The 25803-nt window shown below is 70.4% G+C and carries 27 protein-coding genes; 12 read left to right on the forward strand and 15 right to left on the reverse strand.

Annotation, left to right across the window (positions count from 1 at the left end):
• Positions 1 to 55: 55 nt before the first annotated feature.
• The gene (locus ACRSBM_RS20225) at positions 56 to 718 is read left to right on the forward strand and encodes a type 1 glutamine amidotransferase domain-containing protein (protein WP_434445180.1); all 663 of its coding nucleotides are present in this window, start codon (positions 56 to 58) and stop codon (positions 716 to 718) included.
• 46 nt (positions 719 to 764) lie between these two features.
• Here the strand turns inward: ACRSBM_RS20225 and ACRSBM_RS20230 are convergent, their stop codons facing one another.
• Complete coding sequence (locus ACRSBM_RS20230; protein ID WP_434445181.1) at positions 765 to 2069, reverse strand: DUF6297 family protein; 1305 nt, start codon at positions 2067 to 2069, stop codon at positions 765 to 767.
• On the reverse strand, positions 2066 to 2671 hold the full coding sequence (locus ACRSBM_RS20235) for an ABC transporter ATP-binding protein (RefSeq protein WP_434445182.1): 606 nt from the start codon (positions 2669 to 2671) through the stop codon (positions 2066 to 2068). Before ACRSBM_RS20235 ends, ACRSBM_RS20230 begins: the two co-directional genes overlap by 4 nt.
• Positions 2672 to 2760: 89 nt before the next feature.
• Between ACRSBM_RS20235 and ACRSBM_RS20240 the strand changes: the two genes are divergently transcribed.
• From ACRSBM_RS20240 to ACRSBM_RS20250, 3 genes are read left to right on the forward strand one after another with little or no spacing between them, the layout of a single operon-like run.
• Positions 2761 to 3918: an LLM class flavin-dependent oxidoreductase gene (locus tag ACRSBM_RS20240; protein ID WP_434445183.1), complete on the forward strand. Its 1158-nt coding sequence runs from the start codon at positions 2761 to 2763 to the stop codon at positions 3916 to 3918.
• Complete coding sequence (locus ACRSBM_RS20245; RefSeq protein ID WP_434445184.1) at positions 3915 to 4337, forward strand: MarR family winged helix-turn-helix transcriptional regulator; 423 nt, start codon at positions 3915 to 3917, stop codon at positions 4335 to 4337. Before ACRSBM_RS20240 ends, ACRSBM_RS20245 begins: the two co-directional genes overlap by 4 nt.
• Positions 4337 to 5005 carry a CE1759 family FMN reductase gene (locus ACRSBM_RS20250; protein WP_434445185.1) on the forward strand — a complete coding sequence of 223 codons (669 nt, stop codon included), beginning with the start codon at positions 4337 to 4339 and terminating at the stop codon, positions 5003 to 5005. The genes ACRSBM_RS20245 and ACRSBM_RS20250 overlap by 1 nt, the downstream gene beginning before the upstream one ends.
• An 80-nt stretch (positions 5006 to 5085) precedes the next feature.
• Here ACRSBM_RS20250 and ACRSBM_RS20255 read toward each other — a convergent pair whose 3' ends face one another.
• A complete protein-coding gene (locus tag ACRSBM_RS20255; RefSeq protein WP_434445186.1) occupies positions 5086 to 5916 on the reverse strand; it encodes an SDR family NAD(P)-dependent oxidoreductase in 831 nt (276 codons plus the stop codon).
• A 58-nt stretch (positions 5917 to 5974) separates the two neighbouring features.
• Here ACRSBM_RS20255 and ACRSBM_RS20260 point away from each other — a divergent pair, with 58 nt between their 5' ends.
• Positions 5975 to 6631 (forward strand): TetR/AcrR family transcriptional regulator, encoded by a 657-nt coding sequence (locus tag ACRSBM_RS20260; protein ID WP_434445187.1) that lies wholly within the window; start codon positions 5975 to 5977, stop codon positions 6629 to 6631.
• Here the strand turns inward: ACRSBM_RS20260 and ACRSBM_RS20265 are convergent.
• From ACRSBM_RS20265 to ACRSBM_RS20275, 3 genes are read right to left on the reverse strand one after another with little or no spacing between them, the layout of a single operon-like run.
• Positions 6628 to 7377 carry an ABC transporter permease gene (locus ACRSBM_RS20265; protein ID WP_434445188.1) on the reverse strand — a complete coding sequence of 250 codons (750 nt, stop codon included), beginning with the start codon at positions 7375 to 7377 and terminating at the stop codon, positions 6628 to 6630. The two genes, ACRSBM_RS20260 and ACRSBM_RS20265, sit on opposite strands and share 4 nt — an antisense overlap.
• The gene (locus ACRSBM_RS20270; RefSeq protein ID WP_434445189.1) at positions 7374 to 8102 is read right to left on the reverse strand and encodes an ABC transporter ATP-binding protein; all 729 of its coding nucleotides are present in this window, start codon (positions 8100 to 8102) and stop codon (positions 7374 to 7376) included. Before ACRSBM_RS20270 ends, ACRSBM_RS20265 begins: the two co-directional genes overlap by 4 nt.
• Positions 8099 to 9091: an ABC transporter substrate-binding protein gene (locus ACRSBM_RS20275; RefSeq protein WP_434445190.1), complete on the reverse strand. Its 993-nt coding sequence runs from the start codon at positions 9089 to 9091 to the stop codon at positions 8099 to 8101. The genes ACRSBM_RS20270 and ACRSBM_RS20275 overlap by 4 nt, the downstream gene beginning before the upstream one ends.
• Positions 9092 to 9147: 56 nt before the next feature.
• On the opposite strand from ACRSBM_RS20275, the gene ACRSBM_RS20280 reads away from it, so the two are divergent.
• Both ACRSBM_RS20280 and ACRSBM_RS20285 read left to right on the forward strand, forming a co-directional pair.
• Complete coding sequence (locus ACRSBM_RS20280; RefSeq protein ID WP_434445191.1) at positions 9148 to 10677, forward strand: FAD-dependent monooxygenase; 1530 nt, start codon at positions 9148 to 9150, stop codon at positions 10675 to 10677.
• Positions 10667 to 11197 carry a hypothetical protein gene (locus tag ACRSBM_RS20285; RefSeq protein ID WP_434445192.1) on the forward strand — a complete coding sequence of 177 codons (531 nt, stop codon included), beginning with the start codon at positions 10667 to 10669 and terminating at the stop codon, positions 11195 to 11197. Before ACRSBM_RS20280 ends, ACRSBM_RS20285 begins: the two co-directional genes overlap by 11 nt.
• Here the strand turns inward: ACRSBM_RS20285 and ACRSBM_RS20290 are convergent.
• A complete protein-coding gene (locus tag ACRSBM_RS20290; protein WP_434445194.1) occupies positions 11182 to 11556 on the reverse strand; it encodes a YciI family protein in 375 nt (124 codons plus the stop codon). The two genes, ACRSBM_RS20285 and ACRSBM_RS20290, sit on opposite strands and share 16 nt — an antisense overlap.
• 128 nt (positions 11557 to 11684) lie before the next feature.
• Between ACRSBM_RS20290 and ACRSBM_RS20295 the strand changes: the two genes are divergently transcribed.
• Positions 11685 to 12071: a hypothetical protein gene (locus ACRSBM_RS20295; protein ID WP_434445195.1), complete on the forward strand. Its 387-nt coding sequence runs from the start codon at positions 11685 to 11687 to the stop codon at positions 12069 to 12071.
• A gap of 8 nt (positions 12072 to 12079) precedes the next feature.
• Here the strand turns inward: ACRSBM_RS20295 and ACRSBM_RS20300 are convergent, their stop codons facing one another.
• From ACRSBM_RS20300 to ACRSBM_RS20310, 3 genes are read right to left on the reverse strand one after another with little or no spacing between them, the layout of a single operon-like run.
• On the reverse strand, positions 12080 to 13765 hold the full coding sequence (locus tag ACRSBM_RS20300) for a GMC family oxidoreductase (RefSeq protein WP_434445196.1): 1686 nt from the start codon (positions 13763 to 13765) through the stop codon (positions 12080 to 12082).
• Positions 13762 to 14040 carry a hypothetical protein gene (locus ACRSBM_RS20305; RefSeq protein ID WP_434445197.1) on the reverse strand — a complete coding sequence of 93 codons (279 nt, stop codon included), beginning with the start codon at positions 14038 to 14040 and terminating at the stop codon, positions 13762 to 13764. Before ACRSBM_RS20305 ends, ACRSBM_RS20300 begins: the two co-directional genes overlap by 4 nt.
• 52 nt (positions 14041 to 14092) lie before the next feature.
• The gene (locus ACRSBM_RS20310) at positions 14093 to 14425 is read right to left on the reverse strand and encodes a putative quinol monooxygenase (protein WP_434445198.1); all 333 of its coding nucleotides are present in this window, start codon (positions 14423 to 14425) and stop codon (positions 14093 to 14095) included.
• Between the two features lie 203 nt (positions 14426 to 14628).
• Here ACRSBM_RS20310 and ACRSBM_RS20315 point away from each other — a divergent pair, with 203 nt between their 5' ends.
• On the forward strand, positions 14629 to 16593 hold the full coding sequence (locus ACRSBM_RS20315; RefSeq protein ID WP_434453145.1) for an MDR family MFS transporter: 1965 nt from the start codon (positions 14629 to 14631) through the stop codon (positions 16591 to 16593).
• A 165-nt stretch (positions 16594 to 16758) separates the two neighbouring features.
• Here the strand turns inward: ACRSBM_RS20315 and ACRSBM_RS20320 are convergent, their stop codons facing one another.
• On the reverse strand, positions 16759 to 19383 hold the full coding sequence (locus ACRSBM_RS20320; protein WP_434445199.1) for a BTAD domain-containing putative transcriptional regulator: 2625 nt from the start codon (positions 19381 to 19383) through the stop codon (positions 16759 to 16761).
• Between the two features lie 271 nt (positions 19384 to 19654).
• Here ACRSBM_RS20320 and ACRSBM_RS20325 point away from each other — a divergent pair, with 271 nt between their 5' ends.
• Complete coding sequence (locus ACRSBM_RS20325) at positions 19655 to 20788, forward strand: endonuclease/exonuclease/phosphatase family protein (protein ID WP_434445200.1); 1134 nt, start codon at positions 19655 to 19657, stop codon at positions 20786 to 20788.
• 100 nt (positions 20789 to 20888) lie between these two features.
• On the opposite strand, the gene ACRSBM_RS20330 is transcribed toward ACRSBM_RS20325, so the two are convergent.
• Both ACRSBM_RS20330 and ACRSBM_RS20335 read right to left on the reverse strand, forming a co-directional pair.
• On the reverse strand, positions 20889 to 21179 hold the full coding sequence (locus ACRSBM_RS20330; RefSeq protein ID WP_434445201.1) for a DUF1905 domain-containing protein: 291 nt from the start codon (positions 21177 to 21179) through the stop codon (positions 20889 to 20891).
• A 10-nt stretch (positions 21180 to 21189) separates the two neighbouring features.
• Entirely contained in the window at positions 21190 to 21723 is a 534-nt protein-coding gene (locus ACRSBM_RS20335; RefSeq protein ID WP_434445202.1) for a hypothetical protein, read from the reverse strand.
• 85 nt (positions 21724 to 21808) lie between these two features.
• Here ACRSBM_RS20335 and ACRSBM_RS20340 point away from each other — a divergent pair, with 85 nt between their 5' ends.
• A complete protein-coding gene (locus ACRSBM_RS20340; protein WP_434445203.1) occupies positions 21809 to 22360 on the forward strand; it encodes a TetR/AcrR family transcriptional regulator in 552 nt (183 codons plus the stop codon).
• A 5-nt stretch (positions 22361 to 22365) separates the two neighbouring features.
• Positions 22366 to 24522 (forward strand): MMPL family transporter, encoded by a 2157-nt coding sequence (locus ACRSBM_RS20345; RefSeq protein WP_434445204.1) that lies wholly within the window; start codon positions 22366 to 22368, stop codon positions 24520 to 24522.
• Positions 24523 to 24555: 33 nt separating this feature from the next.
• Here ACRSBM_RS20345 and ACRSBM_RS20350 read toward each other — a convergent pair whose 3' ends face one another.
• Positions 24556 to 24954, reverse strand: coding sequence for a DUF6292 family protein (locus ACRSBM_RS20350; protein WP_434445205.1), 399 nt, complete (start codon positions 24952 to 24954; stop codon positions 24556 to 24558).
• 89 nt (positions 24955 to 25043) lie between these two features.
• A complete protein-coding gene (locus ACRSBM_RS20355) occupies positions 25044 to 25790 on the reverse strand; it encodes a TerC family protein (protein ID WP_434445206.1) in 747 nt (248 codons plus the stop codon).
• Between the last annotated feature and the right edge of the window lie 13 nt (positions 25791 to 25803).

Consider the following 25803-nt stretch of genomic DNA (forward strand, 5'->3'; position numbering starts at 1 on the left):
AAGGCAGCTTATAGCTCGGCCGACGGGTTGCGCTGATCTGTGATGTCCTGAGCGCATGAAGAAGCTACTGATGGTCGTGTCCGGCGCCGGCTCGCTCACGCTGGCGGACGGCACGAGCCACCCCACGGGGTTCTGGGCCGAGGAGGTCGTCGAGTCCGTGCGCGTGCTGCGCGAGGCCGGCGTCGAGGTCACGCTGGCGACGCCGGGCGGTGTGGTGCCGACCGTGGACAAGGCGAGCCTGGACGGCACGTTCGACGACGCCGTCGCCTCACTTGAAGACCTGCGCGCTCCGGCGTCGCTGGCCGGCATGAACGCGGCGGACTTCGACGCGATCTACCTGCCCGGCGGCCACGGCCCGATGGCGGACCTGGCGTCCGACCCGGCGCTCGGCGCGTTGCTGGCGGACTTCCACGACAGCGGCAAGCTCGTCGCGGCGCTGTGCCACGGACCGGCCGGGCTGCTGAGCGCGGTCCGCGCGGACGGCACGTTCGTGTTCGCCGGCAAGGAGATGGCGGTGTTCAGCGACGAGGAGGAGCGCCAGGGCGGCCTGAACGTCCCCTACTCCGTCGCCGGCCGGCTGACCGAACTGGGCGCGCGGCTCGCGCCGGGTGCACCGTGGTCGAGCACGGTGGTCGTGGACGGCAGGCTCGTGACGGGCCAGAACCCGCAGTCCACCGTGGCCACCGCCGAGCGCGTCGCCTCGCTGCTCTCGGCGTAGGCTGCCGCGACCCCGCGTTCGCCGGTCCGGACGCCCCGCAGGCACATCACAGCGTCGCCTGCAGCACAGCGAGCGCCGTGAGCAGCGCCGGGCCACGGCTGAGCTGCACGATCAGGCCCAGCGGTGTCGGCCCGAACAGTCCGAAGTCGACGATCGCGGACCCGTAGTCGACCGGTGGCCGCGTGGCGATCCGATAGACGACGGCCACCGCCCCGACCGCCGAGATGATCGCGCCGAGCGCGGAGACGTGCGGGGTGAAGGCCGTCGTCACGGTGCACCACAGGACGGCTCCGGCCGCGGGGAACACGAGGTGTGCCAGGCGCAGGGTCCGGTCCGGGAGACCCACGGCCCGGCGCATCGCCGCGGAGCGGCACACGAACTTCAGCCCCGCGGCCAGCCGGTCGGTGGCGAGGAACGCGGCGACGAGGTGGACGACCGGGACGGCCGCGGCGGAGCCGCCCACAGCCACGAGCGCGGGAGCGGGCAGGAGCGCCGCCCACACGAGGGCCGCGCTGGGGGTGCGCCGCAGCCGCAGGACGTCCGTCCAGACGAGGACGGCCACCGGGGAGCCTCGCAACCGCGCCGACCTCACGCGTCCGAGGGCGCGCGCACGGCGTTCGGCCAGGATCGCACCGAGCAATGCGAGGTCGAACCAGCTCACTGACACCCGCGCCACCCCGGCCAGCGCCGCTCCCGCCGCGAGGTCCGAGCGGCGCAGGTGCCGCACCGACGCACCCGCCACCGCCGCGAGGGCGAGCGACACCACCCAGGCGACACCGACGGCGTTCCGCCCGACCTCCGGCACGGCGACGAAGCCCGGCGGCACCAGCAGCGCGACCACCGCCAGCCCGGCCAGCCCACTCAACCACCCCTGCGGCCGCACCCGCGCCCGCTGCACCACCGCGGCCGCGGCTACCACGGCCAGACCTCCGGCAGCCCCCAGCACCACGGCGACCAACGGCGCGGAGACAGCGCCCACGACCCCGAACACGACCGCGGGCCACACCGCCCCCACCGCCGCACCAGCCGCGAGCAGCCCGAACAACCGCGGCCGCAACACCGAACCGCGCGACACGGGGGAGCTGAACACCCAGAACATCCGGTCGGCCCCGGCGAAGACCGGACCGAACGCCAGCAGTGCCTTCATCAGCACGGTAGCGCCCAGCACCGACAACCAGAGCGCGGTCCACGCACTCCCCGGCTGTCCCTCCTTCGCCAGGGCGGTGGCGACCAGCCCGTACCCGACGGCGCCGGCGATGGAGAGGTTGACGAGCCGCGCGTACCACCGGGTGACCCGGAACCGCCACGGCACCGGCGTCCGCACCCGGCGGCGCACGTCGAGAACGGTCACAGCGTGACGGACCGGCACGCCACCGCCTCCACCAGCGCGTGGTCGTGCGAGGCGAAGACGACGGCCACCCCGGCCGCCTTCTCCGCCAGCAACCGGCCGCGCAGCCACGACCGCCCGGCCGCGTCGAGGCGCTGCTCCGGTTCGTCGAGCACCAGCACCGAGCGCGGCCGCACGAAGCACGAGGCCAGCCCGAGCCGGTGCCGTTGCCCCGAGGACAGCGTCGGCGGCAGCTGGTCCGCCACCGGTGTCAGCCCGAGTTCCGCCATCACCTCGTCGACGTCGGCCGGCGAGGAGTGCAACCAGGCCAGCAGCCGCAGGTGCTCCACGACGGACACGTCCGGGAAGTAGTCGGCATCGTCCAGAAGGGACGCGACGGCGGCGCGGAACACGGCCGACGACTCGTCCAGCTCGGCGCCGTCGACCAGCACGGTGCCGTGGTCCAGCACCTCGGCGCCGACCAGGCAGCGGAGCAGCGTCGACTTGCCGGACCCGTTCGCGCCCACCACCGCGACGGCCTCTCCCGGCGCGACCGCGAAGGAAAGACCTGCGAAAACGGGAACCCCGCCGTAGCTGAAGCCGGCGTCCCCCACGGCCAACGACATGTGATCAGGGTAGTGGGAATAGGCCGGGCGCCCACGCGTTAAAGTAGATGCAAACGCATTAATCACGAAGACTGAAGGAGGCGGGTGCCGTGCAGTTCGGAATCTTCTCGGTGAGCGACATCACCAGGGACCCGGTGAGCGGCGAGACCCCCAGCGAGGCCGAGCGCATCGACGCGATCATGCAGATCGCCGAGAAGGCCGAGGAGGTCGGGCTCGACGTGTTCGCGATCGGTGAGCACCACAACCCGCCGTTCTTCTCGTCCGCGCCGACCACGCTGCTGAGCCACATCGCGGCGAGGACCCGGAAGCTGATCGTCAGCACCGCGACGACGCTGATCACCACCAACGACCCGGTGCGCATCGCGGAGGAGTACGCGATGCTGCAGCACCTGGCGAAGGGCCGCATGGACCTGATGCTGGGCCGCGGCAACACCGCGCCGGTCTACCCGTGGTTCGGCGCCGACATCCGGCAGAGCCTGCCGCTGGCACTGGAGAACTACAACCTCCTGCACCGGTTGTGGCGCGAGGACGTCGTGGACTGGGAAGGGAAGTTCCGCACGCCGCTGCAGGGCTTCACCAGCACCCCGCGGCCGCTGGACGACCTGCCGCCGTTCGTGTGGCACGGGTCGATCCGCACGCCGGAGATCGCGGAGCAGGCCGCCTACTACGGCGACGGCTTCTTCGCGAACAACATCTTCTGGCCGAAGGAGCACTACATGCGGCTGATCGAGTTCTACCGCCAGCGGTACGCGCACTACGGCCACGGCACGGAGAAGCAGGCCATCGTCGGCCTGGGCGGTCAGGCCTACATCGCGAAGCGGTCGCAGGACGCGATCAAGGAGTTCCGCCCGTACTTCAACGAGGCACCCGTCTACGGCCACGGGCCGAAGATGGAGGACTTCATGGAGATGACGCCGCTGTCGGTCGGCAGCCCGCAGGAGGTCATCGACAAGACGCTGACCTTCCGCGAGCACTTCGGCGACTACCAGCGCCAGATGTTCCTGATGGACCACGCGGGCCTGCCGCTCAAGACCGTGCTGAACCAGCTCGACCTGCTGGGCGAGGAAGTGGTTCCGGTGCTGCGCAAGGAGATCGAGGCGCGGCAGGACCCGGAGACCGCCAAGCCGCCTACGCACGCCGGGCGTGTCAAGGCCAAGTACGGCGACAAGCCCGCCCGCCAGCCGAAGCCGAACGCCAACCGGGGTGACAACGTCACCGGTGGCTCGCCGTACCAGGACGAGCAGTGACCCGTGCCAACGAGGCGTGGGAGTCGCTCATGAAGGCGTACGCCGTGTTGATGAAGCAGTTCAACGCGGAGGACGTCTGGGGCGAGCTGACCATGCGGGAGTACGACGTGCTGTACCAGCTGTCCAAGTGCGACAGTCCACTCAGGATGAGTGAGCTGAACCGCCACGTGCTCCTGAGCCAGCCCGCCCTGTCCCGCATGGTCGACCGCCTGGTCGACCGGGGCCTGGTCGAACGGTGCCCTGACCCCGGCGACCGCCGGGGTGTGCGCCTGTCGCTCACCCCGGCCGGCCGGGAGACCCAGCGGGCGATCGGCCGCCCGCACGCACGCAGCGTCACGCGCGCCCTGAGCGTGCTGACACCGGAGGAACTCGAACAGCTCGCCGTCATCACCGGCAAGCTCAGCCAGAACGAGGAGTAATGGGCCAGAACTTCCAGCTGGTGGTCGTGTCGGCGGGCACGAGCGACCCGTCGTCCACCCGCCTGCTCGCCGACCGCGTCGCCGGACGGGTCACCGCCCTCGCCGGCAAGCGCGCGCAGACCGTCTCCACGACGGTGATCGAACTGCGCGAGCTCGCCTCCGAGATCGCGAACGCGCTGGTGTCCAACCACATCGGCGCGAAGCTGCAGAACGCCATCGCGACCCTGCGGCGCGCGGACGGCATCGTCGCCAGCACCCCCGTCTACAAGGCGGGCGCGAGCGGGCTGTTCACGTCGTTCTTCCAGATCCTCGACAACGACCTGCTGATCGCGAAGCCGGTCGTGCTCGCCGCGACCGCCGGCACCGCCCGGCACGCGCTCGTGGTCGACGACCAGATGCGCGGCCTGTTCGCCTACCTGCGGACCGTCGTGGTGCCGACGTCGTTGTTCGCCTCGACCGAGGACTGGCAGGACAACGGCCTCAACAAGCGCATCGACCGCGCGGCCCTCGAACTGGTGGCACTCATGGCCGCCGGCTTCGAGAAGACCGTCCGCGACGAGTCGTGGGGCAGCTACCAGCACGAGTACGGCAGCGCGGGCGGCACCGAGCTGACGATCGACCTCGACTCGGACCTGATGCGCCTGGCCGCGGGCGGAGGAGCGAACTAGGGGTCTACCTCGAAGTCCCGTTCGACGAGAGTCGCGCCCTTCGCCGCCTCCTCCGGCGCCCAGCAGGGCGCCTCGCGACGCTAGAAGTCCGCACCACGCGAGAGCTTCTCGTTCTCGCGAAGCTCGACCAGCGCACTCTCGTGCATCGCGACGGCGGCGTCGTACGCGGCGCCGCCGAGCACAAGCCGCCGCGGCGGAACAGGTGCGTTCATCGCACTGATCACGGCCCGCACCCCACGTTCGGGATCACCCGGCTGCCTGCCGTCCTGCTCCGCGAACGTCGCGCGAATGCCCTCCACCAGGCCGAGGTAGGCGTCGACCGTCTCGTGCACGGGCTCGTCCCGGAAGCCCGCGTAAGCCTTGGTGCGGAACGCTCCCGGCTCCACGACGAGCACGCGCACGCCGAACGGCTCGACCTCCTGGCGCAGCGCCTCCGACAGCCCTTCGAGCGCGAACTTGGCAGCCGAGTAGTAGCCGAACCCCTCGACGCCGGCCAGCCCGGCCAGCGACGACATGGTCACGATCCAGCCGTCGCCCCTCGCCCGCATGCCCGGCAGGACCGCGCGCACCACTTCGACCACGGCGAACAGGTTGAGGTCGAACGTGCGGCGGACCGTCTCGTCCTGGGTCCCCTCCACCGAGCCGTACCAGCCGCGGCCCGCGTTGTTGACGAGCACGTCGATCCCGCCGAAGCGCTTCTCCGCCGCGGCGACCGCCGCGCGCACCTGCTCGGCGTCCGTCACGTCGAGTTGGAGAACCAGCACGCGATCGCCGTGCCGTGCGGCCCATGCCCGCAGCTCATCGGGCCGGCGTGCGGTCAGCACCACCTGATCGCCCTGTTCCAGCGCGGCCTCGGCATAGGCCAGGCCGAACCCTCCGGGCGTGCCTCCCGTGATGAACCAGGTCCTCATCGCACTTCTCCTTTCGCTATAGCACTCAATGTAGCGCTACAGCGGCTACTATAGCCACATGCAGAACGCACGGGATCGGCTCCTGCTCGCCGCGGCGGAGCTGCTGGAGAACGGCGGCACGGTGTCCACGAGGGCCGTGTGCGAACGAGCAGGCGTGCAGGCGCCGACGCTCTACCACCACTTCGGCAGCAAGCAGGGCCTGATCGACGCCGTGCTGAACCACGGCTTCACCCAGTACACGGCGGTGGAGAGCTCCGGTGACCCCCTCGGCGACCTGCGGGAGGGCTGGGACCGGCACGTGCGGTTCGGGCTGGAACACCCGTCGTTCTACGGCCTGCTCTACGGCCGGGCCGAACCCGGCAGGCCCTGCGCCGTCACGGCTCCCGCGCACGCCGCGCTGCGCGACCGGTTCACCGGGGCCGCCGCCCGAGGCCTGCTGAAGGTGCCCGCGGACGACGCCGCCGAACAGGTGCTCGCCGCGAACGTCGGCGTGACGCTGACCCTGATCACGCAGCCGGAGCCCGACTTCGAGCTGTCCCGGCGCGTCCGCGAGGCCGCGCTGGCCGGCGTGCTGCAGTCCCCCGCGACCGATGCCCCGGCCACCCGAGCGAGCGCCGCGCTCACGCTCCGCGCGCTGGTCGACGTGGATCCGGGCGACCTCACGCCGGGAGAACGGGCGCTACTCGGCGAGCTTCTGGACCGTCTGTCCCGTTAGAGGACCCGGTGTTCCTCAGCCCACGGCACCAGCTTCCGCTCGGCGTAGCTCAGCCCGTGGAAGAGCCCGATGCTGATGACCGCGAGCAGCGCCATCGCCGCGAAGGCCAGTGAGGTGTCGGCGCTGCCGCCGGACGCGGTGATCACGTAGCCCAGTCCGGCGTCGGCGCCGACGAACTCACCGATCACCGCGCCGATGACCGCCAGCGTGATCGACACCTTCAACCCGACGAAGACCTGCGGCAACGCGTGCAGCAGGCGGAGCTTGAAGAACTCCTGCGTGCGCGTGGCGTCGAGCGACCGGAACAGCTCGACGAGCTCGCCCGGAGTCGACTTCATGCCGGACGCGGTCGAGATCACGATCGGGAAGATGCACACCAGCACCACCATGAGCACCTTCGAGGAAATGCCGAACCCGAACCACACCACCACGATCGGCGCGATCGCGACCTTCGGCACGGCGTTGAGGGCGACCAGCAGCGGGTAGAACATCCGTTCCAGGACCGGCGAACCGACGATCAGCAACGCCAGCGGCACACCGATCACAATGGACAGTGCGAAGCCGGCGACCGCCTCCCACAACGTGATCAGCGCCTGCTCCAGCAGGTAGCCCGGCAGTTCCAGGAACGACGCGACGACGTCGGCCGGCGACGGCACGAGGAACGGGTCGATCCCGAACGCGACGGTCGCGAGCCACCACCCGCCGATGATCGCCAGCAGACCCAGCACGGGCAGCACGACCTTCACGCCGTCACCTCCCCCAGCAACCCGCGCAGCTGCCGGCTCACCGCGTCCAGCTCGGCCTGACCGAGCGCACGCGGCCGGGGCAGGTCCACGTCCACGACCCGGTGCACGCGGCCGGGCCGCGGGCTGAGCACCACGATCCGGTCGGCGAGCAGCACCGCCTCGTCGATGGAGTGCGTCACGAAGACCACAGCGCGCGGCTGTTCCAGCTGAACCCGTTGCAGCTCCTCGGAAAGCTCGGTGCGGGTGATCGCGTCCAGCGCGGAGAACGGCTCGTCCATCAGCATCACCCGCGGACTCTGGATCAGCGACCGGCACAGCGACACCCGCTGCTGCATGCCACCGGAGAGCTCGTGCGGCAGCCGGTCGGAGAACCCGCTGAGCCCGACCAGGTCGAGCAGCTCGCGAGCGGTGTCCCGGTGGCCGTTCCGGCCGAAGATCTCGAGCGGCAGCAGGACGTTGGCCAGCACCGACCGCCACGGCAGCAACGCCGGGCGCTGGAACATGACCGAGACGTCCCGGCGCGGCCGGGTGACCTGCTCACCGGCCACGAGGATCTCGCCGCCGGTGGGCGTGAGCAGCCCGGCGACGAGCCGCAGCAACGTGGACTTGCCGCAGCCCGACCGCCCGATCACCGCGACGAACTCGCGCTCGCCCACCTCCAGGTCGATGCCGTCCAGCGCGTGCACGCCGCCGAAGGAGTGCGAGACGCCGTGCAGGGTGATCACTTCGGCGCCAGCCCGAAGGACACGAGGTCGCCCGCGCGCAACGACCCGTCCGGGACCGCGCCGGCCTCGACGAGCGTGCGGACGACCTTCTCGACTCGCGGCTCGGTCAGCTCGCCGATCGGGCCGCTGAACCCGGACGGCCGCACGTACGGCGCCATCAGCCCGACCTCGGCGCTCGCCACGCCCGCGTCCTGGGTCGGCTGGTACTTCTTGAGGATCGCGCCGACCTCGTCCGGGTGCTCGATCGAGTACCGCAGGCCCTTCAGCAACGCGCCCGTGAACCTGGGCACCAGCGCGGCCCTGTTCGCGGCGATCTCCTTCGACGTCACCAGCGCGTTGCCGTAGAGGTCCGGAACCAGGTCGCCGTAGGGCAGCACGACCGCCTTCCTGCCCCTGGCCGCGGCCTCGATCAGCGGCTTGCCGACGACGAACTGGCCGATCCCGTCGACCTGCCCGGCCGCCAGCAGCTGCGGCAGCGCGGGTGGCGCGGACGGCACGAACTGGACCCGCGCCGGATCGATGCCCGCCGCCCTGGCGTAGACCCCGAACATCACCTGGTTCGTCGAACCCGGCTGGTCGGCGATCTTCTTCCCCACCAGGTCCGCCGGCCTACTGATGCCGCCACCCTCCAGCGCGACGATCGCGGCCAGCGACCGTTGCTGGATCGCGGCGACCACGGTGACCGGCAGCTTCTCCTTCGCCACGGTGATCGCGGTGGCGGTGAAGTCGGCGACGCCGAAGTCCGCACGACCGCCCGCGACGAGCTTGAGCACGTCGACACTGCCCGTGCCCGGAGTGATCGTGACGTCGAGCCCCACCTGCTCGAAGAAGCCCTTCTCCTGGGCGACGTAGACGTACGCGTCGCGGCCGAACGTGCTGAACGACGTCAGATAGCTGACTTTGACCTGGTTGTACTCGACGGACCGCGGCGATGCCCCGCAGCCTGCGACGAGCAGAGCTACCAGAACGGCTGAAACCGCTTTCCTCATGATGTTCCCTCCCCCGAAGGCACCCTCGTGGTCGAACATAGAGGCGGGGAGGACGGATGAACACCACTCTGCCGGTCGCCGTCGTCGGCGCGGGGCCGATCGGTTTGATCACCGCGCTGGGGCTGGTCTCGCACGGCGTGCCCGTCGTGGTCTTCGAGGCCGGCGCCGACCTGTCCAGCGAGACCAAGGCGGGCACGGTGCTGACGCGCACGCTGGAGGTGCTGGACCGCTACGACGCGCTCGGACCCGTGCTGGAGGCGTCGCTGCGCATCGACGAGATCGGCGAGCTGGACCGGGCGACCGGGACGTCGACCGGCAGTGTCCTGACCTCCGCGCTGGCCGGGGAGACGCGGTTCCCGTTCGTCGTGAACGTCCCGCAGCACGAGCTGGAGCCCGTGCTCGCCGCCGTTCTGGAGCAACGCGCGCCTGGTGCGTTGCGGATGCGGCATCGGTTGCTGGACTTCTCCCAGCACGCGGACGGCGTGACGCTGCGACTGTCCACTCCGGAGGGAATCGTCGAGTTCGCGGCCGCGTACGTGCTGGGCTGCGACGGCGGACGCTCGGTCGTGCGGGAACGGCTCGGTGTCGCCGTCGACGGGCACACGCTGGAGCAGCGGTACATGCTGGTCGACCTCGTGTGCGACCTCGACGTCACCCACCCGCGCGACTACCCGTACCTGGCGTACTTCGGCGACCGCGAGGAGTGGATGGTCCTCGTGCGGCAGCCGCACTGCTGGCGGTTCGTGTTCCCGCTGGCTCCCGGCCGGGACGCGCCCGGTCCGGACGGGCTGCGGGAGAAGGCCCGGCACTTCATCGGCGAGGTCGACGAACTGGAAGTGCTGGGCAGCAACGTCTACACCGTGCACCACCGCGTGGCGTCGTCGTGGCAGGACGGCCGCGTGTTCCTGATGGGCGACGCGGCGCACCTGATCACGCCGATGTGGGCGCTCGGCCTGAACACCGGTGTGCTCGACGCGTCCAACCTGCCGTGGCGGCTCGCGTGGGTCCACCGCGGCTGGGCGACGGCCGCGTTGCTGGAGGGCTACGAGACCGAGCAGAAGCCGGTGGCCGTCCACGGTTCCGGTGCACTGGCGGAGGCGGCCCGTGTGGTGATGGACCGCCGCTCCGGCTCCGTCACCGGGTGGCAGGACGCGATGACCAGGACGTTGCTCGGCGTGCGGCTGGGTCCCGACTGGTCGATGAGCCGCTCGGGTCCCCTCCGCGTGGGTGACCGGGCTCCGGACCTGCGGGTCTTCGGCCTGCGCGGCCCGGTCCACCTGCACGAGCTGTGCCGGGACTCGTTCGTCGCCCTGCACCTCACCGACGCGCGCCGCCGGCCGTTCCTGCCTGCCGAGGACCCCGCCGGGTTGCGTCAGGTGGTGGTGAGCCGATGGGACGCGCCGCACGACTCCGGTCTGCGTTCCCGTGCCTACTTCGACCCCGGCTCGTCGGTGCGCGACCGCCTCGGCGAGGTCGCGGTGCTGCTGCGACCGGACGCCTGTATCGCCCACGTCGAGCCGTGGACCGCCGGCTCGTGGCGGTCCGTCCAGGACCACTACCTGCGGGAGGTGCACCTTGCGGGGTGACGTCGTGCTGTCGCCGTCCGGTGAGGAGATCGTCCTCGTCGACGTCGGGCAGCGGGTGCTCCACGACGACCCGGTGGTCCGCGTGTGGGAGGTGGCGCTCGCGCCCGGCGAGACCCACCCGTGGCACCTGCACCACAACCCGTACGTCGTGCTGAGCATCGACGGCTCGGAAGGTCGCATGGACTGGCTCGACGGCAGCGAGCCCCGGTTCATCTCGGAGCACCGCGGCGGTCACGTGTACCGGCCCGTGTCACCCGTGCACCGGCTGACCAACATCGGTGCGGCGTTCTACCGCAACCGGCTCGTCGAGCTGAAGGACCTCGGAGAGAACCTCGCCGAGCCGCTGGACATCCGGCCCGACGACGTCAGCGTCCGCACGGTCGCGGGCCAGACCCTCGACCTGGAGGGGCCGCACGTTCTCGTCGCCCTGGACGACGAGGACGTGCGGCTTCACCCAGGCGGGCCGTGTCAGCTCGACGGCGAGTGGTTCGTCGTCGAGCTGCGCTACCTGTTCAGGTAGGGCTCGATGTCCTCCGCCTCGACGACCTGCCGCACCTCCACCGACATCTCCTCGACGCCCGCGAAGCACGTGATGTACTCCTGAGCGACGGCCGTGGCCTCCGCGAGGTCCTTCGCGTTGATCAGCAGGAACCCGCCGACGACCTCCTTGGCCTCGGCGAACGGCCCGTCGACCGCCTTCACCGCCGCACCGCGCCTGCGCACCACCGCGCCTTCCCTCTGCACACCTTCGCCGCCGAGCATCACGCCGTTCGCGCCCAGCTTCTCCACGAACGCGTTCATCCGCTCGACGAGCTCGGTGCTCGGCTCCCACGAAGCCGAGTCGTCTTCACGGACCCGGTGCATCAGCATGAACCGCATGGTCTCTCCTCGTTGTCGACTGGCGGCGATCCACCGCCACCCCTGCGTCGATCGACGTCACGAAGCTTTCGACATTTCGTCCATCATGGCCAGGTGAGTTTTCGCGGCTGGTCGTCCCTCTGCTGTGCATGTGGCTGTTCGGCAACCTCTACGAGCAGATCGTGTGGAACCCGCAGCTGCTGGCCGACCCGCGGCCCGGCTCGCTCGTGGGCACGTTCGCGGCCGGCAGCCCGATCTACTACTACCTGCCGTGGGGACCGCTCGGCGTGGTCCTGGCGGTGTCGACGCGCGCGCCGAAGCCCGCCCTCGCCTGCCTCGCGGTCTCCGTCGCGCTCAAGGTTCTGCTGATCACCCAGGTCAACCCCGTGTTCCGCGACCCGTCCGTGTCGCGGGACGTCGTCCACGACAACGCCGTGCTGTGGGCGTTCGGCAACGGGACCGTCATCATCGCGGTCGCCGCCGCGATCCTGATGATCCAGCGCCAGCGTGGCCGCCTGGCTGAGCTCGGCACGTAGCGGGCCGGTCAGGACACGGGTTCCTCGGTGCTGACCGCGATCGGGCTGCGGAGGTGGGCCACGAGGTGGTCGGCCGTGCGCAGGGTGAGCGCGGCCATCGTCAGCGAGGGGTTGGACGTGCCGAGCGACGGCATGCTGCCGCACCCCACGGCGTACAGGTTCGGGTGGTCCCAGCACCGTTGCCACTGGTCCACCACGGAGTCGTGCGGCGAGCCGCCCATCACGTGCGTGCCGCCGCCGTGCCCCGCACCCCACCAGCACAGGGGCTCTCCGTCGTGCTCGAAGTACCGTTCCTCGTCCGGCTTGTACGAGGTGTGGTCCTCCGCGCCGAGCAGCTCGAAGATCCCGTCCGAGGCCCGTTTCGCGGCCAGCAGCCCGTCCTTGACGTAGTCGGAGAGTCCGTAGTGGATCGACGGGCGCGGATTGCCCAGCGGGTCGGTCCGCGTGTGGTCGAGCGTGACCCGGTTCGCGGGGTCGGCCTCCTGCTCGATCTCGAACTGGAGCGTGAACTGCCGTCCGACGCGCTCGGCGAGTGCCGCCCGCAACGCCTTGCCCCGCAGTCCCGCCGCGACGAGCTCGGCCGTGTCGGTGTCGGGACTGCCGGCCGACCAGCCCCAGCCCCAGTTGCCGATCTCGATGCGGAACGGCGCCCTTGTGCGGCGCTCCGGCCCGGTGCGGAACGCCTCGATGCCCGTCGTCGAGCCGGGCCCGCGGAACGGCCCGACCTGCTGCGGCATCAGCGCCCACGTCAGCAGCGCCGGGTGGTCCATCAGGTTGCGGCCGACCTGGTCGCTGCTGTTCGCGAGCCCGGACATGAGCAGCAGCTTGGCGTTCTCGATGGCGTGCGCGGCCAGGACCACCACGTCCGCTTCTTCCTCGTGCCGCGTGTGCCTGCCGGACGTGTCGTCCTCGTAGCGCTGGTAGCTGACCTTGGTGACACGCCCGAACTCGTCCGCGTGCACCCGATTGACCACGCACCGCGTGCGGAGTTCGACGTTGGCGGACCACAGCTTCTGGGTCCGGTGCGGCGTGTACTTGGCGTTCTCCGGGCAGATCGGCACACAGCTCGCGTAGCCGGCGCACAGGTGCCCGTCCGGCCGGTAGCCGCTCGTCGGGATCCCGTTGCGCGCCTGCGGTGTGCCGACGACCAGCAGCTCGCGCCCGCCGATCCGTGCACCGTCCACAACGGACGCGATGGCGTGGTCGAGGTACGTGCGGGGCAGGGCGTGCATGGGATAGCGGTAGCCGTCCGCGACGGGAAGGTGCTGGCGTTGCTCGTCGGCGTCGGCCGCGACCCCGATCTCCCACTCCGCCGCGCGGTAGTAGGGCTCCAGGACGTCGTAGCCCACCGGCCAGTCGCGACCGCGCCCCAGGTCGGCGGTGCGGAAGTCCTCGGGGTGCATCCGGGGCGTGATCCCGGTCCAGGCGGTGCCGGTGCCACCGTTCATCCGCAGGTACGGGCTCGAGTACGCGTGCGGCCCGGTGTTGATCAGGTAGTCGCTCGACGGCGCCGCCGCCGTTGTGCGGTACGGCTTCAGCGGCGACTTGACCAGCGCCGTGCGGAACCTGGCGAGCGCCTCGTGTTGGTCGGCCTCGGCGCCCGCCTCCAGCACGAGCACGCGGAACCCGTTGTCCCCCAGCCTCTTCGCGATCAGCGAGCCGGCGAACCCGGCTCCGACCACCACGGCCCTCATCGCGTGCTGCTGCGGGGTCTGTGTTCCCAGCTGCCGAAACCAGGCGCCACCGTGCCCGGCGCGGCGACCCCGACGGCCTTCCACGCGAGCCCTTCGGCGTAGGCGCGGGAGCTCGGGATGACCCCGCGCCAGACCCCGGTGTACCACAGTTGGATGATCTCGGCCTCTGACGCGTCCCGCGCCAGCGCACGGTACTGCTCGACCAGTCCGGTCGACCTCAGCTCCTCCGCCGAGAACCCGGTCAGCTCGGCGGACAACTCCACGAAGGCGTCCATCCGGCCATCCTCGACGGAGGATCTGTCGTGCGCCAAACGATACGGACGAGGCTCACCCGCGTGGGGCAACCTCCATCTCACCCAGCTGCGACCAGTCGTCCTGCTCCACCGACTGGCTGACGATGCGCGGCGTCTCCGCGAGGTACCGCGGCAGTTCCCGCTGCGCGTTGCGGAAGTGCTCCGACCGCACGTGCTCGCCGCCCGCGTCCCCGTCCCGGAACGCCTCGACCAGCACGTACTCGTTCGGGTCGTCGAGGCTGCGCGACCAGTCGAACCACAGGCAGCCGGGCTCGGCGCGGGTCGCCTCGGTGAAGCTCCTGCTGATGTCCGGCCAGGCTTCGGCGTGCTCGGGCAGGACGCGGAACTTGGCGGTAATGAAGATCAAGACGGCCTCCTTCGACTGAACGCGGCAAAGCCTAGTCTGTTTGCGCGGTCAACGACCCACCCGGCGCCGTCCGCTCCGCTGCGGGCCGACACCGCCAACGGGCGATCGCCGGGTCCTGATCGCACCCGGTGCGGCGCGGTCCCCATCGTGTTCCTCCCCTGCGAGGTCGTCCAACCTGCGCGATCATCGCCCACGTGCCCGAGATGATCGACACCCGCCGGCGGAACCTGGTCATCGCGGCCGTGCTGCTCGCCATGCTGCTGGCCGCCCTCGACCAGACGATCGTGTCCACCGCGCTGCCCACGATGGTGGCCGAACTGGGTGGCGGCGCGCACCTGTCGTGGGTGGTGACGTCGTACCTGCTCGCCGAGACGATCATGACGGTGCTGATCGGCAAGTTCGGCGACCTGTACGGGCGCAAGAAGACGTTCCTCGTCAGCGTCGCGCTGTTCCTGGCCGGGTCGTTCTTCGCGGGCTGGTCGGACTCGATGGGCACGCTCATCGCGTTCCGCGCGGTCCAGGGCCTGGGCGCCGGCGGGTTGATGGTCACCTCGATGGCGATCATCGCGGACGTCGTGCCACTCAGGGAACGTGGCAGGTTCCAGGGCTACGCGGGCGCGGTGTTCGGCATCGCGACCGTGGCCGGACCGTTGCTCGGCGGGCTGTTCGTCGACCACCTGAGCTGGCGGTGGGCGTTCTACGTGAACATCCCGCTCGGCATCGCCGTCGTGGGCGTCGCCATCGCCGCACTGCCCACGATCCGCACCGAGGGCCGCCCGAAGATCGACTACGCCGGCATCGCGCTGATCGCACTGGCGGCGACCGGGCTGACCCTCGTCACGAGCTGGGGCGGCACCGAGTACCCGTGGGCGTCTCCGACGATCCTGTGGATGGCGGCCGGGTCGATCGTGCTGCTGGTCGCCTTCGTGCTCGTCGAGCAGCGGGCCGCCGAGCCGATGCTGCCTATGAGATTGTTCCGCAGCCGGGTGTTCACGGTGTCGGGCATCCTGAGCTTCGTCGTCGGGTTCGCGATGCTCGGCGGCATCACCTACCTGCCGATCTACCTGCAGTACGTGCGCGGCGAGTCGGCCACGGCGTCCGGGCTCTGGATGCTGCCGCTGATCGCCGGGCTCATGGCCACGGCGCTGCTCACCGGCAACACGATCAGCCGTACCGGCAGGTACCGGATCTTCCCGCTCGCCGGCTCCGTCGGGCTCGCCGCCGGACTCTTCCTGCTGTCCTATTTGGACGCCGACACCAGCTACCTGGTCATGGGCGCGTTCATGATGGTGCTCGGTGCGGGCATCGGCCTGGTGATGCAGGTGCCGGTGATCGTCGTGCAGAGCACCACGAACTACACCGACCTCGGCGTCGCCACGTCCGGCATCAGCTTCCTGCGCACGATGGGCAGCTCGTTCGGCGTCGCGATCTTCGGCACGATCTACGCGAGCCAGCTGCCCAAGCACATGGTGGTCCCGCCAGGGGTGGATCCACGCGCCATCGCGAGCCCGGCCGCGGTCCACGCGTTGCCGGAGGCCATCAGGGCGCCGATCGTCAACGGGTACGCCGAGACCGTGCACACGATGTTCCTGATCGCCGCGCCGATCGGTCTCGTGGCGCTGGCGGTCGCGTTCTTCCTGCCGCAGGTCCAGCTGCGGGACACGTCCCGTGCCGCCGCGGCCGGCAACAGCGGTGTGGGCGAGAGCTTCGCCGCGCCGCCGTCGAACTCCTACGACGAGCTGCGCAAGCTCGTCTCCACGGTGGCCGCGAAGTCCGCGGAGGATCCCGGAACGGCCGTGCTCCGGCGTTCGGGCGTCGACCTGCCGCTGGAACAGGCATGGCTGCTCGGCCGGGTGTACAAGGCGTCGACGGACGACGGGGTGGCCACGCTCGCCGAGATCGCCGAGATGACCGAGGTGCCCGCCGGGATCTTCACCGCCACCGCGCAGGACCTGGTCCGGTCGGGACACCTCGCGTTCAGCGACGACGGCTACCGGTTCACCGACCTGGGCGCGGACGTGTTCACCCAGCTCGTCCGGGCGTGGCGGCACTGGCTGCTCGACCAGCTGCAGGACTGGCACGAGCCGGACCAGCGCGACTTCGCCCAGGCGCTCGACTCGTTCACTGACGAGCTGATCGAGAGCGGCCGCCGGCTGAGCCGCGTCTGACACCCGCTCGTCGTTCCCCACTTCACCCGTTCGTGCCTACCGGCCGGACACGCGGGGACCTTACGTGTCCTACTAGGGCACGCGGGGTCCCCGCGTGCCCTCAGCAAACACGAACGAGTGAGGCGGCGGCTGGGCTGCGCTGCGTTGGTGTGGCGGCCGGGCGAATCAGACTCGCTCGGCCAGGGCCGAGGCCTCCGCGTCGCGGCCCTGCTCCCGGTACAGCTCCAGCGCCCGGTCCCACTGCTCGCGCGCCAGGACGTCCTCACCGGCGGCCGCGTGCACGTCGCCCAGGTGCTCCCGCACGGTGGCCTGCTCGGCGGAGTTGTCCAGTTCCCGGTACAGCGCCAGCGCCTCGTGGTAGTGCGCTACGGCGTCGGCGTGACGGCTGTCGTGGTGGGCGATGTGCGCGAGGCTGTCCAGCGTGGCCGCGGAGCCCTCCGCGTGGCCGAGCTTGGTGTTGAGCAGCATGGCCTCTTCGCAGAACGTGCGGGCTTCGGCGTAGCGGCCCAGGCACGCGTAACGCCAGCCGACTTCGTTCAACGACTCGGCCTCGCGGATCTCCGTCCCGGCCGCGCGGAACATCTCCAGGCCCAGCAACGAGTGCTCCAGCGCCTTCTCCAGGTCGCCCTCGAACTCCGCCGCCCACGCCATCGCCCGATGCGCGCCGCCGTGCGCCTCGTGGTCGCCGATGCCCGCGAACATCTCCAGGCTGCGCTCGAAGTGGTTGTGTCCCAACGAGGACTGGCCCAGCTCGATGTAGTTGGCGCCGAGGCACACGTGCGCGGTCGCCTGCTTGAGCGAGTCGCCCAACGCCTCCGCGGCCCGCAACGCCGGCAGCCACGCGTCCACGTCGTCGAGGGTGCGCCCGCGCCGGAGGTGGTAGTTGTTCAGCGTGCGGCCGATCATCCACGCGACGTCGAAAGCCCTGCGTTCCAAGGCCTGCCGCTGTTCGGCCATCAGGCAGGCGTGTTCGGCGTCGAACCACGCCATCACCGCCGCGGTGGTCTCGAAGACCAGTGCGTGGCCGCTTTCGTGTTCCGGCAACACCTTGTGCGGCTCCAGCTGGAGAGCGGCGGCCCGCGCGGTGGCGGCGTAGAAGTCGGCGAGCCGGGAGCCGGCATCGGCGGAGAGGTCGGCCGCGTAAAGTCCGACCAGGTCGTGCATCCGGTACCGGCCGGGCACGTGCTGCTGCACCAGGTGCGCGTTCTCCAGCTCCCGCACCACCATCCGCGTCCGCGTGACCGGCCGGTCCAGCAGCGCGGCCACCGCCGCGAGGCTCACGTCCTCCGTGCCGACCGTGCCGAGCAGGCCGAACGCGCGCGCCGCCTCCTCCGACAGCGCCGCCACGGACCAGGAGAACACCGCCCGCAGGTTCGTGCCGATCTCCCCCGCGTCCAGCGCGTCGAGTGGCTGCTCCCGCAGTTCCTCGGCGAACGCGGCCAGTGGGAAGTCCGGCTCCATCGCGGCCCGCGCGGCCACGATCGACAACGCCAGCGGCAGTCCGCCACACCAGGTCACCAGGTCCGCGACCACCTCCGGTTCCGCGGCGACCCGCTGCGGACCGAGCCTCGCGACCAGGAACTCACGCGCGTCGGCCGGGTGCAGGACGTCCAGCGACACCGACCTGGCACCGTGCGCCGCCACCAGTCCCGCCAGCTTGAGCCGGCTCGTGACCAGCACCGTCGCGTCGGGACCGGGCAGCAGCGGCACGACCTGTTCGGTGGACCGCGCGTTGTCGAGCAGCACCAGCATGCGCCGTCCCGCGACCACGCCGCGGTAACGGGCCGCCCGCGCGTCCAGGCCGGCCGGGATCGTCTCCTCCCCCAACGCCTCCAGGAACTCACGCAGCACCGTCTCGGGCGGCGTGGGCGCGGCGGACGGGTCGAAACCGCGCAGGTTGACGTACAGCTGGCCGTCCGGGAAGTCGGAGAGGTGCTGGTGCGCCCACTGCAACGCCAGCGCGGTCTTGCCGATCCCGCCCGTCCCGCCGATCGCGGTGATCACGACCGTGCCGGACGATCCGAGCGCGGCCAGTTCGTCCGCCCGGCCGGTGAAGAACGGCTGTGGCGCCGGCAACTGCCGCGGCCCTTCGGCGCGTTCTTCCTCGCTGCCAACGAGAATCCGCTGGTGCGCCTCCCGCAGCGGCTTGCTCGGGTCGACACCGAGTTCGTCGGCGAGACGGCGCCTGACGGTCTCGTAGTGCCGCAACGCCTCCGCGTCGTTGCCGGACCGGTGCAAGGCCAGCATCAGTTGTGCCGCAAGGCGTTCGTCGTGCGGGCGTTCGCCGGCCGACTGCCGCAGCGAGGGCAGGATCGCGGCGTGCCGGCCGTCGGAGAGCGCCGCGTCGTTGCGGTCGAGTTCGGCGGCGACGCGTTCGGCGTGCAGGCTCTCCCGCAGCGCCTCGAACCACGGCGACTCGAGCCCCTCCAACGCCTGTCCGCGCCACAGCCCGAGCGCCGCGTCGAAGTCGCGATCGCGCACGAACTCGCGGAAGCGGAACAGATCCACCTGCGATGGATCTACGCTGAGCCGGTACCCGGCGGGCGAGCGCTCGATGTCCACTTCGAGCAGTTTGCGGAGCCTGGACACGTAACCGTAGAGCGTCTCGCGCGCCCGCAAAGGGGCCCGTTCGCCCCAGACGCGGTCGAGCAGCCGGTCGACCGGCACCGGCCGTCCCTGCTCCACCAGCAGCGCGACCAGCACAGACCGTTGCCGGACGTGCCCGATCTCGACCAGCGCACCGTCGTCGCGCACCTCGACGGCGCCGAGCAGCCCGAACTCCAAGATCACCCCTCAGCAGCGGATTCAAGGTTCATCCTAGGTTCATCCCCGGTCCAGCGGGCAATGTCGGCACGGCAGGAAGGCCCCGGTCACACCTGACTCGGCAGCCCAGCCACGGGGCCTTCCACCACCAGCCCGCCGTCGGCCGCCCGCCGTCGGCCCTCCGCCGTCAGGCGCCCACCGTCGACCCGCCACCAACGGCCCGCCACCATCGGCGCAGCGAAAGATCACCCGAGCGGACCAGGGCGGACCCGTTCCTCCACATGCGACCCTGGAACGGATGAGCATCACGCGAATCGGGTCGTTCAACGTGGAGAACATGTTCGAGCGCCCCAAGGTGATGGGCCGCGGCGCGACCAAACACGCGGCCCCGATCCTGGCCGCCCACGCCCGTTTCAACGAGCTCATCGCCGCCGAGACCTACCCCCCGGAAATCAAGGAAGAACTCAAGGAACACCTTACGACGCTGGAGTTGCTGCGAGGTGACCGGAGCAAGTACGCGGTGCTGCGGCGCATCCGCGGCCGGTTCCTCGCGCGGCACCGCACCGGCGAAACCTCAGTCGTGGCAAGCGGTCGCGAGTCGTGGGTCGGCTGGGTCGAGCTCACCACCGAGCCGATCAGCGAGCTCGCCACGCGACACACCGCCCAGGTGATGCGCGACGTCGGCGCCCACGTCCTCGGCGTGGTCGAGGCCGAGTCGCGCGAGCTGCTGCACATGTTCTCCTCCAGCATGCTCAAGCACGTCGGCTGGACCCCGTACGACGAGGTCCACCTCATCGACGGCAACGACGAGCGCGGCATCAACGTCGGCCTGCTGACACGTGACGCGCACGAGGTCATCACGATCCGCACGCACGTGTACGCGCGGGACAGGTCGGGCGTGATCTTCTCGCGCGACTGCGCCGAGTACCACGTCCGCACGCCCGCCGGGCCCGAAGTCGTCGTACTCGTGAACCACCTGAAGTCCAAGGGTTACGGCGCTCCCGGCGACCCGATCGGCGCCCGCCGCCGGTTCCGCCAGGCGGTCCGCATCGCCCGCATCGTCAACCGGCTGCGCGACGAGGGCCACGACCACATCGCCGTCGTCGGCGACCTCAACGACACCGCGGACAGCGAGGCCCTGCGGCCGTTGTTCCAGCGCACGGGTCTGCGGGACATCAGCGAGCACGAGAACTTCGAGTGGGACCACCGGTTCGGCACCTACCGGGGTGTGAACGAGAAGGGCAAGATCGACTACGTCCTGCTCACCCCGGAACTGTTCGCGAAGGCCACCGGCGGCGGCGTCTTCCGCAAGGGCGTGTGGCGTGGTCCGCGAACCCGCAACCGTTGGGACGTCTACGAAACCATGACCAACGAGGTGCACGCGGCCAGCGACCACGCCGCGATCTACGCCGACATCGACTGGACCCGCTAGGGCGTGTCCCGTGAGTCCGTTCGATGAGAGTCACGGTCGAGAGTCCCGGAGGCGGTACCCTCGGCCGCGACTATCGCGGACGAGACTCACGGGACACGCCCTAGACCACCTCGACGGTCACCTCGATGACATCGCCGGGCCCGACGTCGTTCTTCTTGCGCACCGCGGCCTTAATCGGCAGCACGTAGCAGCCGGACTGCTTGTCCGGGAACACCGACGTCGACCACGTGCTCGCGCCCACCCCGGCCCGCACCTTGACGGCACCGAAGCCCGCACCCGGCGTGGCGATGTCGCGGATCTGGTCCGAGACGTCGTCGGGCAGCGTCACGAAGGTCCACGTGTCCATGCGGCGGGCGTCCCAGAGCCACAGTTCCGCGTCGAAGACGAACATCGGCCCATTCTCACAGAGGCTCGCCGATGCGGAAGTCCTGGTCGAACCGCGCGGCGAGCTCCTCGCCGATCCCGTGCGGCGCCCACTTCCGCACCAGCTCCACGAAGCCGATCAGGTCCTGTCGCACGCATTCCAGGTGCCCCGGCAGCTCCGCGATCGCGATCTGACACGTGGGTCCGCCGGCGCGCTCCTCGTCCTGCCGCAACGTCACGACGCCCGCGGCGACCTCCACGCCCGGCGTCGGCGAGTGCCCGAGCCACGGCACCTCGCCGTCGAGCAGCCCACCCCAGTCGCGCCAGTCCTCCAGCCCGAAGCAGCAGCCGGGTCCGATCCGGACACCGGTCTCGGTGTCGCGCACCGCCAGACCGCCGGACATGATGATCAGCTCCCGCTCCAGCAAGCCGAGGCAGGGCTCCGGTGAGTCCTCGTCGCGGTTGTACTCGTCGATGGCCGCGAGCGCGGTGTCGAACTCGTGGCGGGTCATCCGTCCGGACAGCACGAGGTGACCGCCGGTCACCTCGACGACCGCCTTCATCTCGACCACTCACCCATTATGGTGACGAAGGCCACCGACCATTTCGGTCGGTAAACCTACCGAATCGGTTGGTAAACGCCGTAAAGTCGTGTTCATGCCACGCCAGCCCAGGTCCGGCGTCGACGAGAAGATCCTCGATGCCGCCGCCGCGCTCTTCGCACGGCACGGCTTCGAGCAGACCTCGTTGAAGTCGCTCGCCGATGCTGTCGGCCTGTCCAAAGCCGGTCTGCTGCACCACTTCCCGAGCAAAGACGCTCTCTTCGAAGCGGCGTGGGAGCAGAGCCGCGTCATCTGCCGGCACGTGCTGGACCTGGTCGCGCCGATGCCGGCCGGGCCCGCTCGCGAACGGCGGTCGCTGGAGTTGCTCACCGACTACGCGCTCGACCGTCCTGGCATGGTCTCGCTGCTGTTCCGGTCGATGACGGCGCCGGGTGAGGACCCCCAGCAGGCGCAGGACGAACTACTGCTCAACGAGATGTTCGTCATCGACCCCGAGACGGACCTGCCCCGCGCGATCCGGATCGTCGGCGCGCTCAGCGCCATGGCCGTGCTCACCCTCCTGGCCAACCAGCAGGGTGACAAGACGCTGTGGCGCCCCTTGATCCTCGCTACCTGTTACGACGCACTCGGGCACCGGGAGGCCTGACCACCATGGCGAAACTGCTCTACAGACTGGGTATGGGTGCACATCGGCACCGCCTTCCGGTCATCCTGATCTGGCTGCTCGTGCTGGTCGGCTCCGGTGTCGGCGCCTTCACGCTCGGCGGCGAGACGTCCAACTCGATGTCCATCCCCGGCCAGGAGTCGACGACCGCGCTCGAGCGCATCCAGGAGAAGTTCGGCTCCGGCGAGAGCGCGTCCGCCCGGGTCGTCCTGCAGGCGCCGGACGGCCAGAAGCTGCCGCAGCACGTCAAGGCGATCACCGACCTGGTGGCCGACGAGTCCGCGCTCGACGGCGTGCGATCCGCGACCAACCCGCTCGACCCCGCCGCGCCGAGCGTCAACCGCGACGTCGACGTCGGCTACAGCACCGTGACCTACGACGTGAAGCCCGGTGAGGTCACCGACGAACAGCGCGCCGAGCTGCTCAAGGCCGTCGACAAGGCGCGGGCCGCGGGGCTGACCGTCGAGGTCAGCGGCACCGCGATGCAGGAGACGCCGCACGTCGGCGGGCCGAGCGAGGCCATCGGTGTGGTGCTGGCGCTGGTCGTGCTCGCGCTGACCTACGGCTCGCTGGTGACGGCGGGCATGAACCTGCTCAGCGCCGCCATCGGCGTCGGCATCGGCACGCTCGGCATCACGATCGCCACCGGGTTCATGGACCTGCAGTCCACCACGCCGATCCTCGCCTCGATGCTGGGTCTCGCGGTGGGCATCGACTACTCGTTGTTCATCATCAACCGCTACCGCCAGGAACTGCGCCGCGGCTCGGACGTCGGCCACGCCGTCGCGACCGCGGTCGGCACCGCCGGGTCGGCCGTCGTCACCGCCGGTCTCACCGTGGTGATCGCGCTGGTGGGTCTCGCGATCGCGAACATCCCGTTCCTCACGCAGATGGGTGTCTCCGCCGCGGCCACGATCGTCGTCGCGGTGCTGATCGCCATCACGCTGGTGCCCGCGGTGCTGAGCCTGCTCGGCCGCCGCGTGCTGACCCGCAAGGAACGCGCCCAGAAGAGCAGCGAGCCCAAGGATCGCGGCGTGATCCGCGGCTGGGCCGGTGCGATCACCCGCAACCGCGTCGTGGCCCTGCTGCTGTCGGTCGTGGCGCTCGGCATCGTCGCGATCCCGGTGGCGTCCATGGACACCACGCTGATCCAGCGGCCGCCGGCGAACTCCACACAGGAGCGCGCCGACCAGATCCTCGCGAAGGGCTTCGGCGAGGGCTTCAACGGCCCGATCATCGTCCTGGTCGAGGGCGACGGTGCCGCCGCGACGGCCACCAAGGCGTCCGAGCCGATCTCGAAGCTGTCCGACGTCGCACTGGTGACGCCCGCGCAGCCCAGCCAGGACGGCAGGTCCGCGCTGGTCACCGTGATCCCGAAGTCCGGTCCGGACAGCGCCGAGACCGAAAAGCTCGTCGCCGACCTGCGCGCCGAACTGTCCGGTTTGGAGGGTGGCAAGGCCTACGTCACCGGCGCCACCGCGGTGAGCGTCGACGTGGCCACGTCACTGGACCGCGCCCTGCCGATCTACCTCGCCATCGTCGTGGGCCTGGCGCTCGTGCTGCTGGTCCTGGTCTTCCGCTCGCTGCTCGTTCCGCTGGTCGGCGTGCTCGGCTTCCTGCTGACCATCGGCTCGTCGCTCGGTGCCACGGTGGCGGTGTTCCAGTGGGGCTGGCTCGCCGACGCGGTCAACCTCGACGGCACCGGCCCGCTGATCAGCCTCACGCCGATCCTGGTGATCGGCATCCTGTTCGGCCTCGCCATGGACTACCAGATCTTCCTGGTGTCCCGGATGCACGAGGCGCACCACCGCGGTGCCAAGCCGATCGAGGCCATCACCACGGGCTTCCGCCAGGCGGCCCCGGTCGTCGTGGCCGCCGCGCTGATCATGTTCTCGGTGTTCGCGGGCTTCGTCCCCGCGGGCGAGCCGACCGTGAAGTCGATCGCGTTCGCCCTGGCGGTGGGCATCTTCGTGGACGCGTTCGTGGTCCGCATGGTGCTCGTGCCGGCCGCGCTGGCCCTGATCGGTGAGCGCGCCTGGTGGCTGCCGAAGTGGCTGCGGTGGCTGCCCGAGCTCGACGTCGAGGGCACCGCGCTCGACGAGCTGGAGCAGAAGAAGGACGAGAAGGAGCCGGTGACCGTCTAGCCGGTTGAACGAAGAAGTCCGTCGTGCCCGCGATCAGTTCGCGGGCACGACGGACTTTTCGTTGTACGGCTCGGTCGCCGGGGCCGCGGTCCGGCGACGTGCCCTTCGGGGAACCCGGAACTCACCGTCCACCGCACCGCTCTGCGCGAGCAGGCGCCGCACCCATCGCGCGACGGTGCGCGGCGGAGGCTCCACCGCGCCACCCAGACGCGCCACCACGGTCAGCTCGGCACCGCCGGGTTCCTCGACGGCGATCGCCCACCCGTGGCGCTCGGTCCACAGCAGGGCGACGTCACGGCCGGGATGATCGGGATGTCTGCCGTCCACCGCGATGTACAGCCGCAGCGGCTTGTCCCGGTCGACGCACGAGGACTCGCCGCTCAAACCCAGTTCCCGCGTGACCCGCAGCGCGTAGTCGAGGACAGGCGTCATCAGGTCGTCACCGCCCTCCGGCCTTCCGGTGTAACAGCGCCGACTGCTTGACGCACGGCGGGATTACCCCAGTGGAGGGAACGCAAACCTCAGCTGTCGTTCTTCACGTACGTTCCGTGCAGCTCGACCGGCTTCGACCGCCGCGCGCGCATCCGCAGGTTCAGGAACTCGACGAACACCGAGAACGCGATCGGCCCGTACACGTACCCCTTCGGGATGTGCTGGTCGAGGCCCTCGGCGATCAGGCTGCCGCCGATCAGCAGCAGGAACGACAGCGCGAGCATCTTGACCGTCGGGTGGCGGTTCACGAACTCCGAGATCGCCTTGGCGGAGAACAGCATCACCACCATCGCGACCACCACGGCGGCGACCATGATGCCGAGCTCGTCGACCATGCCGACCGCGGTGATCACCGAGTCGAGCGAGAAGACGACGTCCAGCACCAGGATCTGGGCGATCACACTGGCGAACGAGACCGCCTTGCGCTCCTTGGCGTGCTCGGCGCCCTCGAGCTGTTCGTGGATCTCGAAGGTCGCCTTGCCGAGCAGGAACAACCCGCCCAGCAACAGGATGAGGTCACGCCCCGATATCTCCTGACCCCACACCGTGAACAACGGCGCTGTCAGCCCGATGACCCACGCCAGCGACGCGAGCAGGATCAGCCGCGTGACGAGGGCCAGCGAGAGGCCCACGACCTGGGCCCGGCGCCGCTGCTCCTCCGGCAGGCGCCCGGCCAGGATCGAGATGAAGATGACGTTGTCGATGCCCAGAACGATCTCGAGCAGCAGCAGCGTCGCGAAGGCGACCCACAGCTCCGGGCTCGTCATCCACTCCATCAACGGTTCCCTT

Origin of the sequence: Lentzea xerophila, assembly GCF_051094245.1 — a bacterium.
GTDB lineage: Bacteria > Actinomycetota > Actinomycetes > Mycobacteriales > Pseudonocardiaceae > Lentzea > Lentzea xerophila.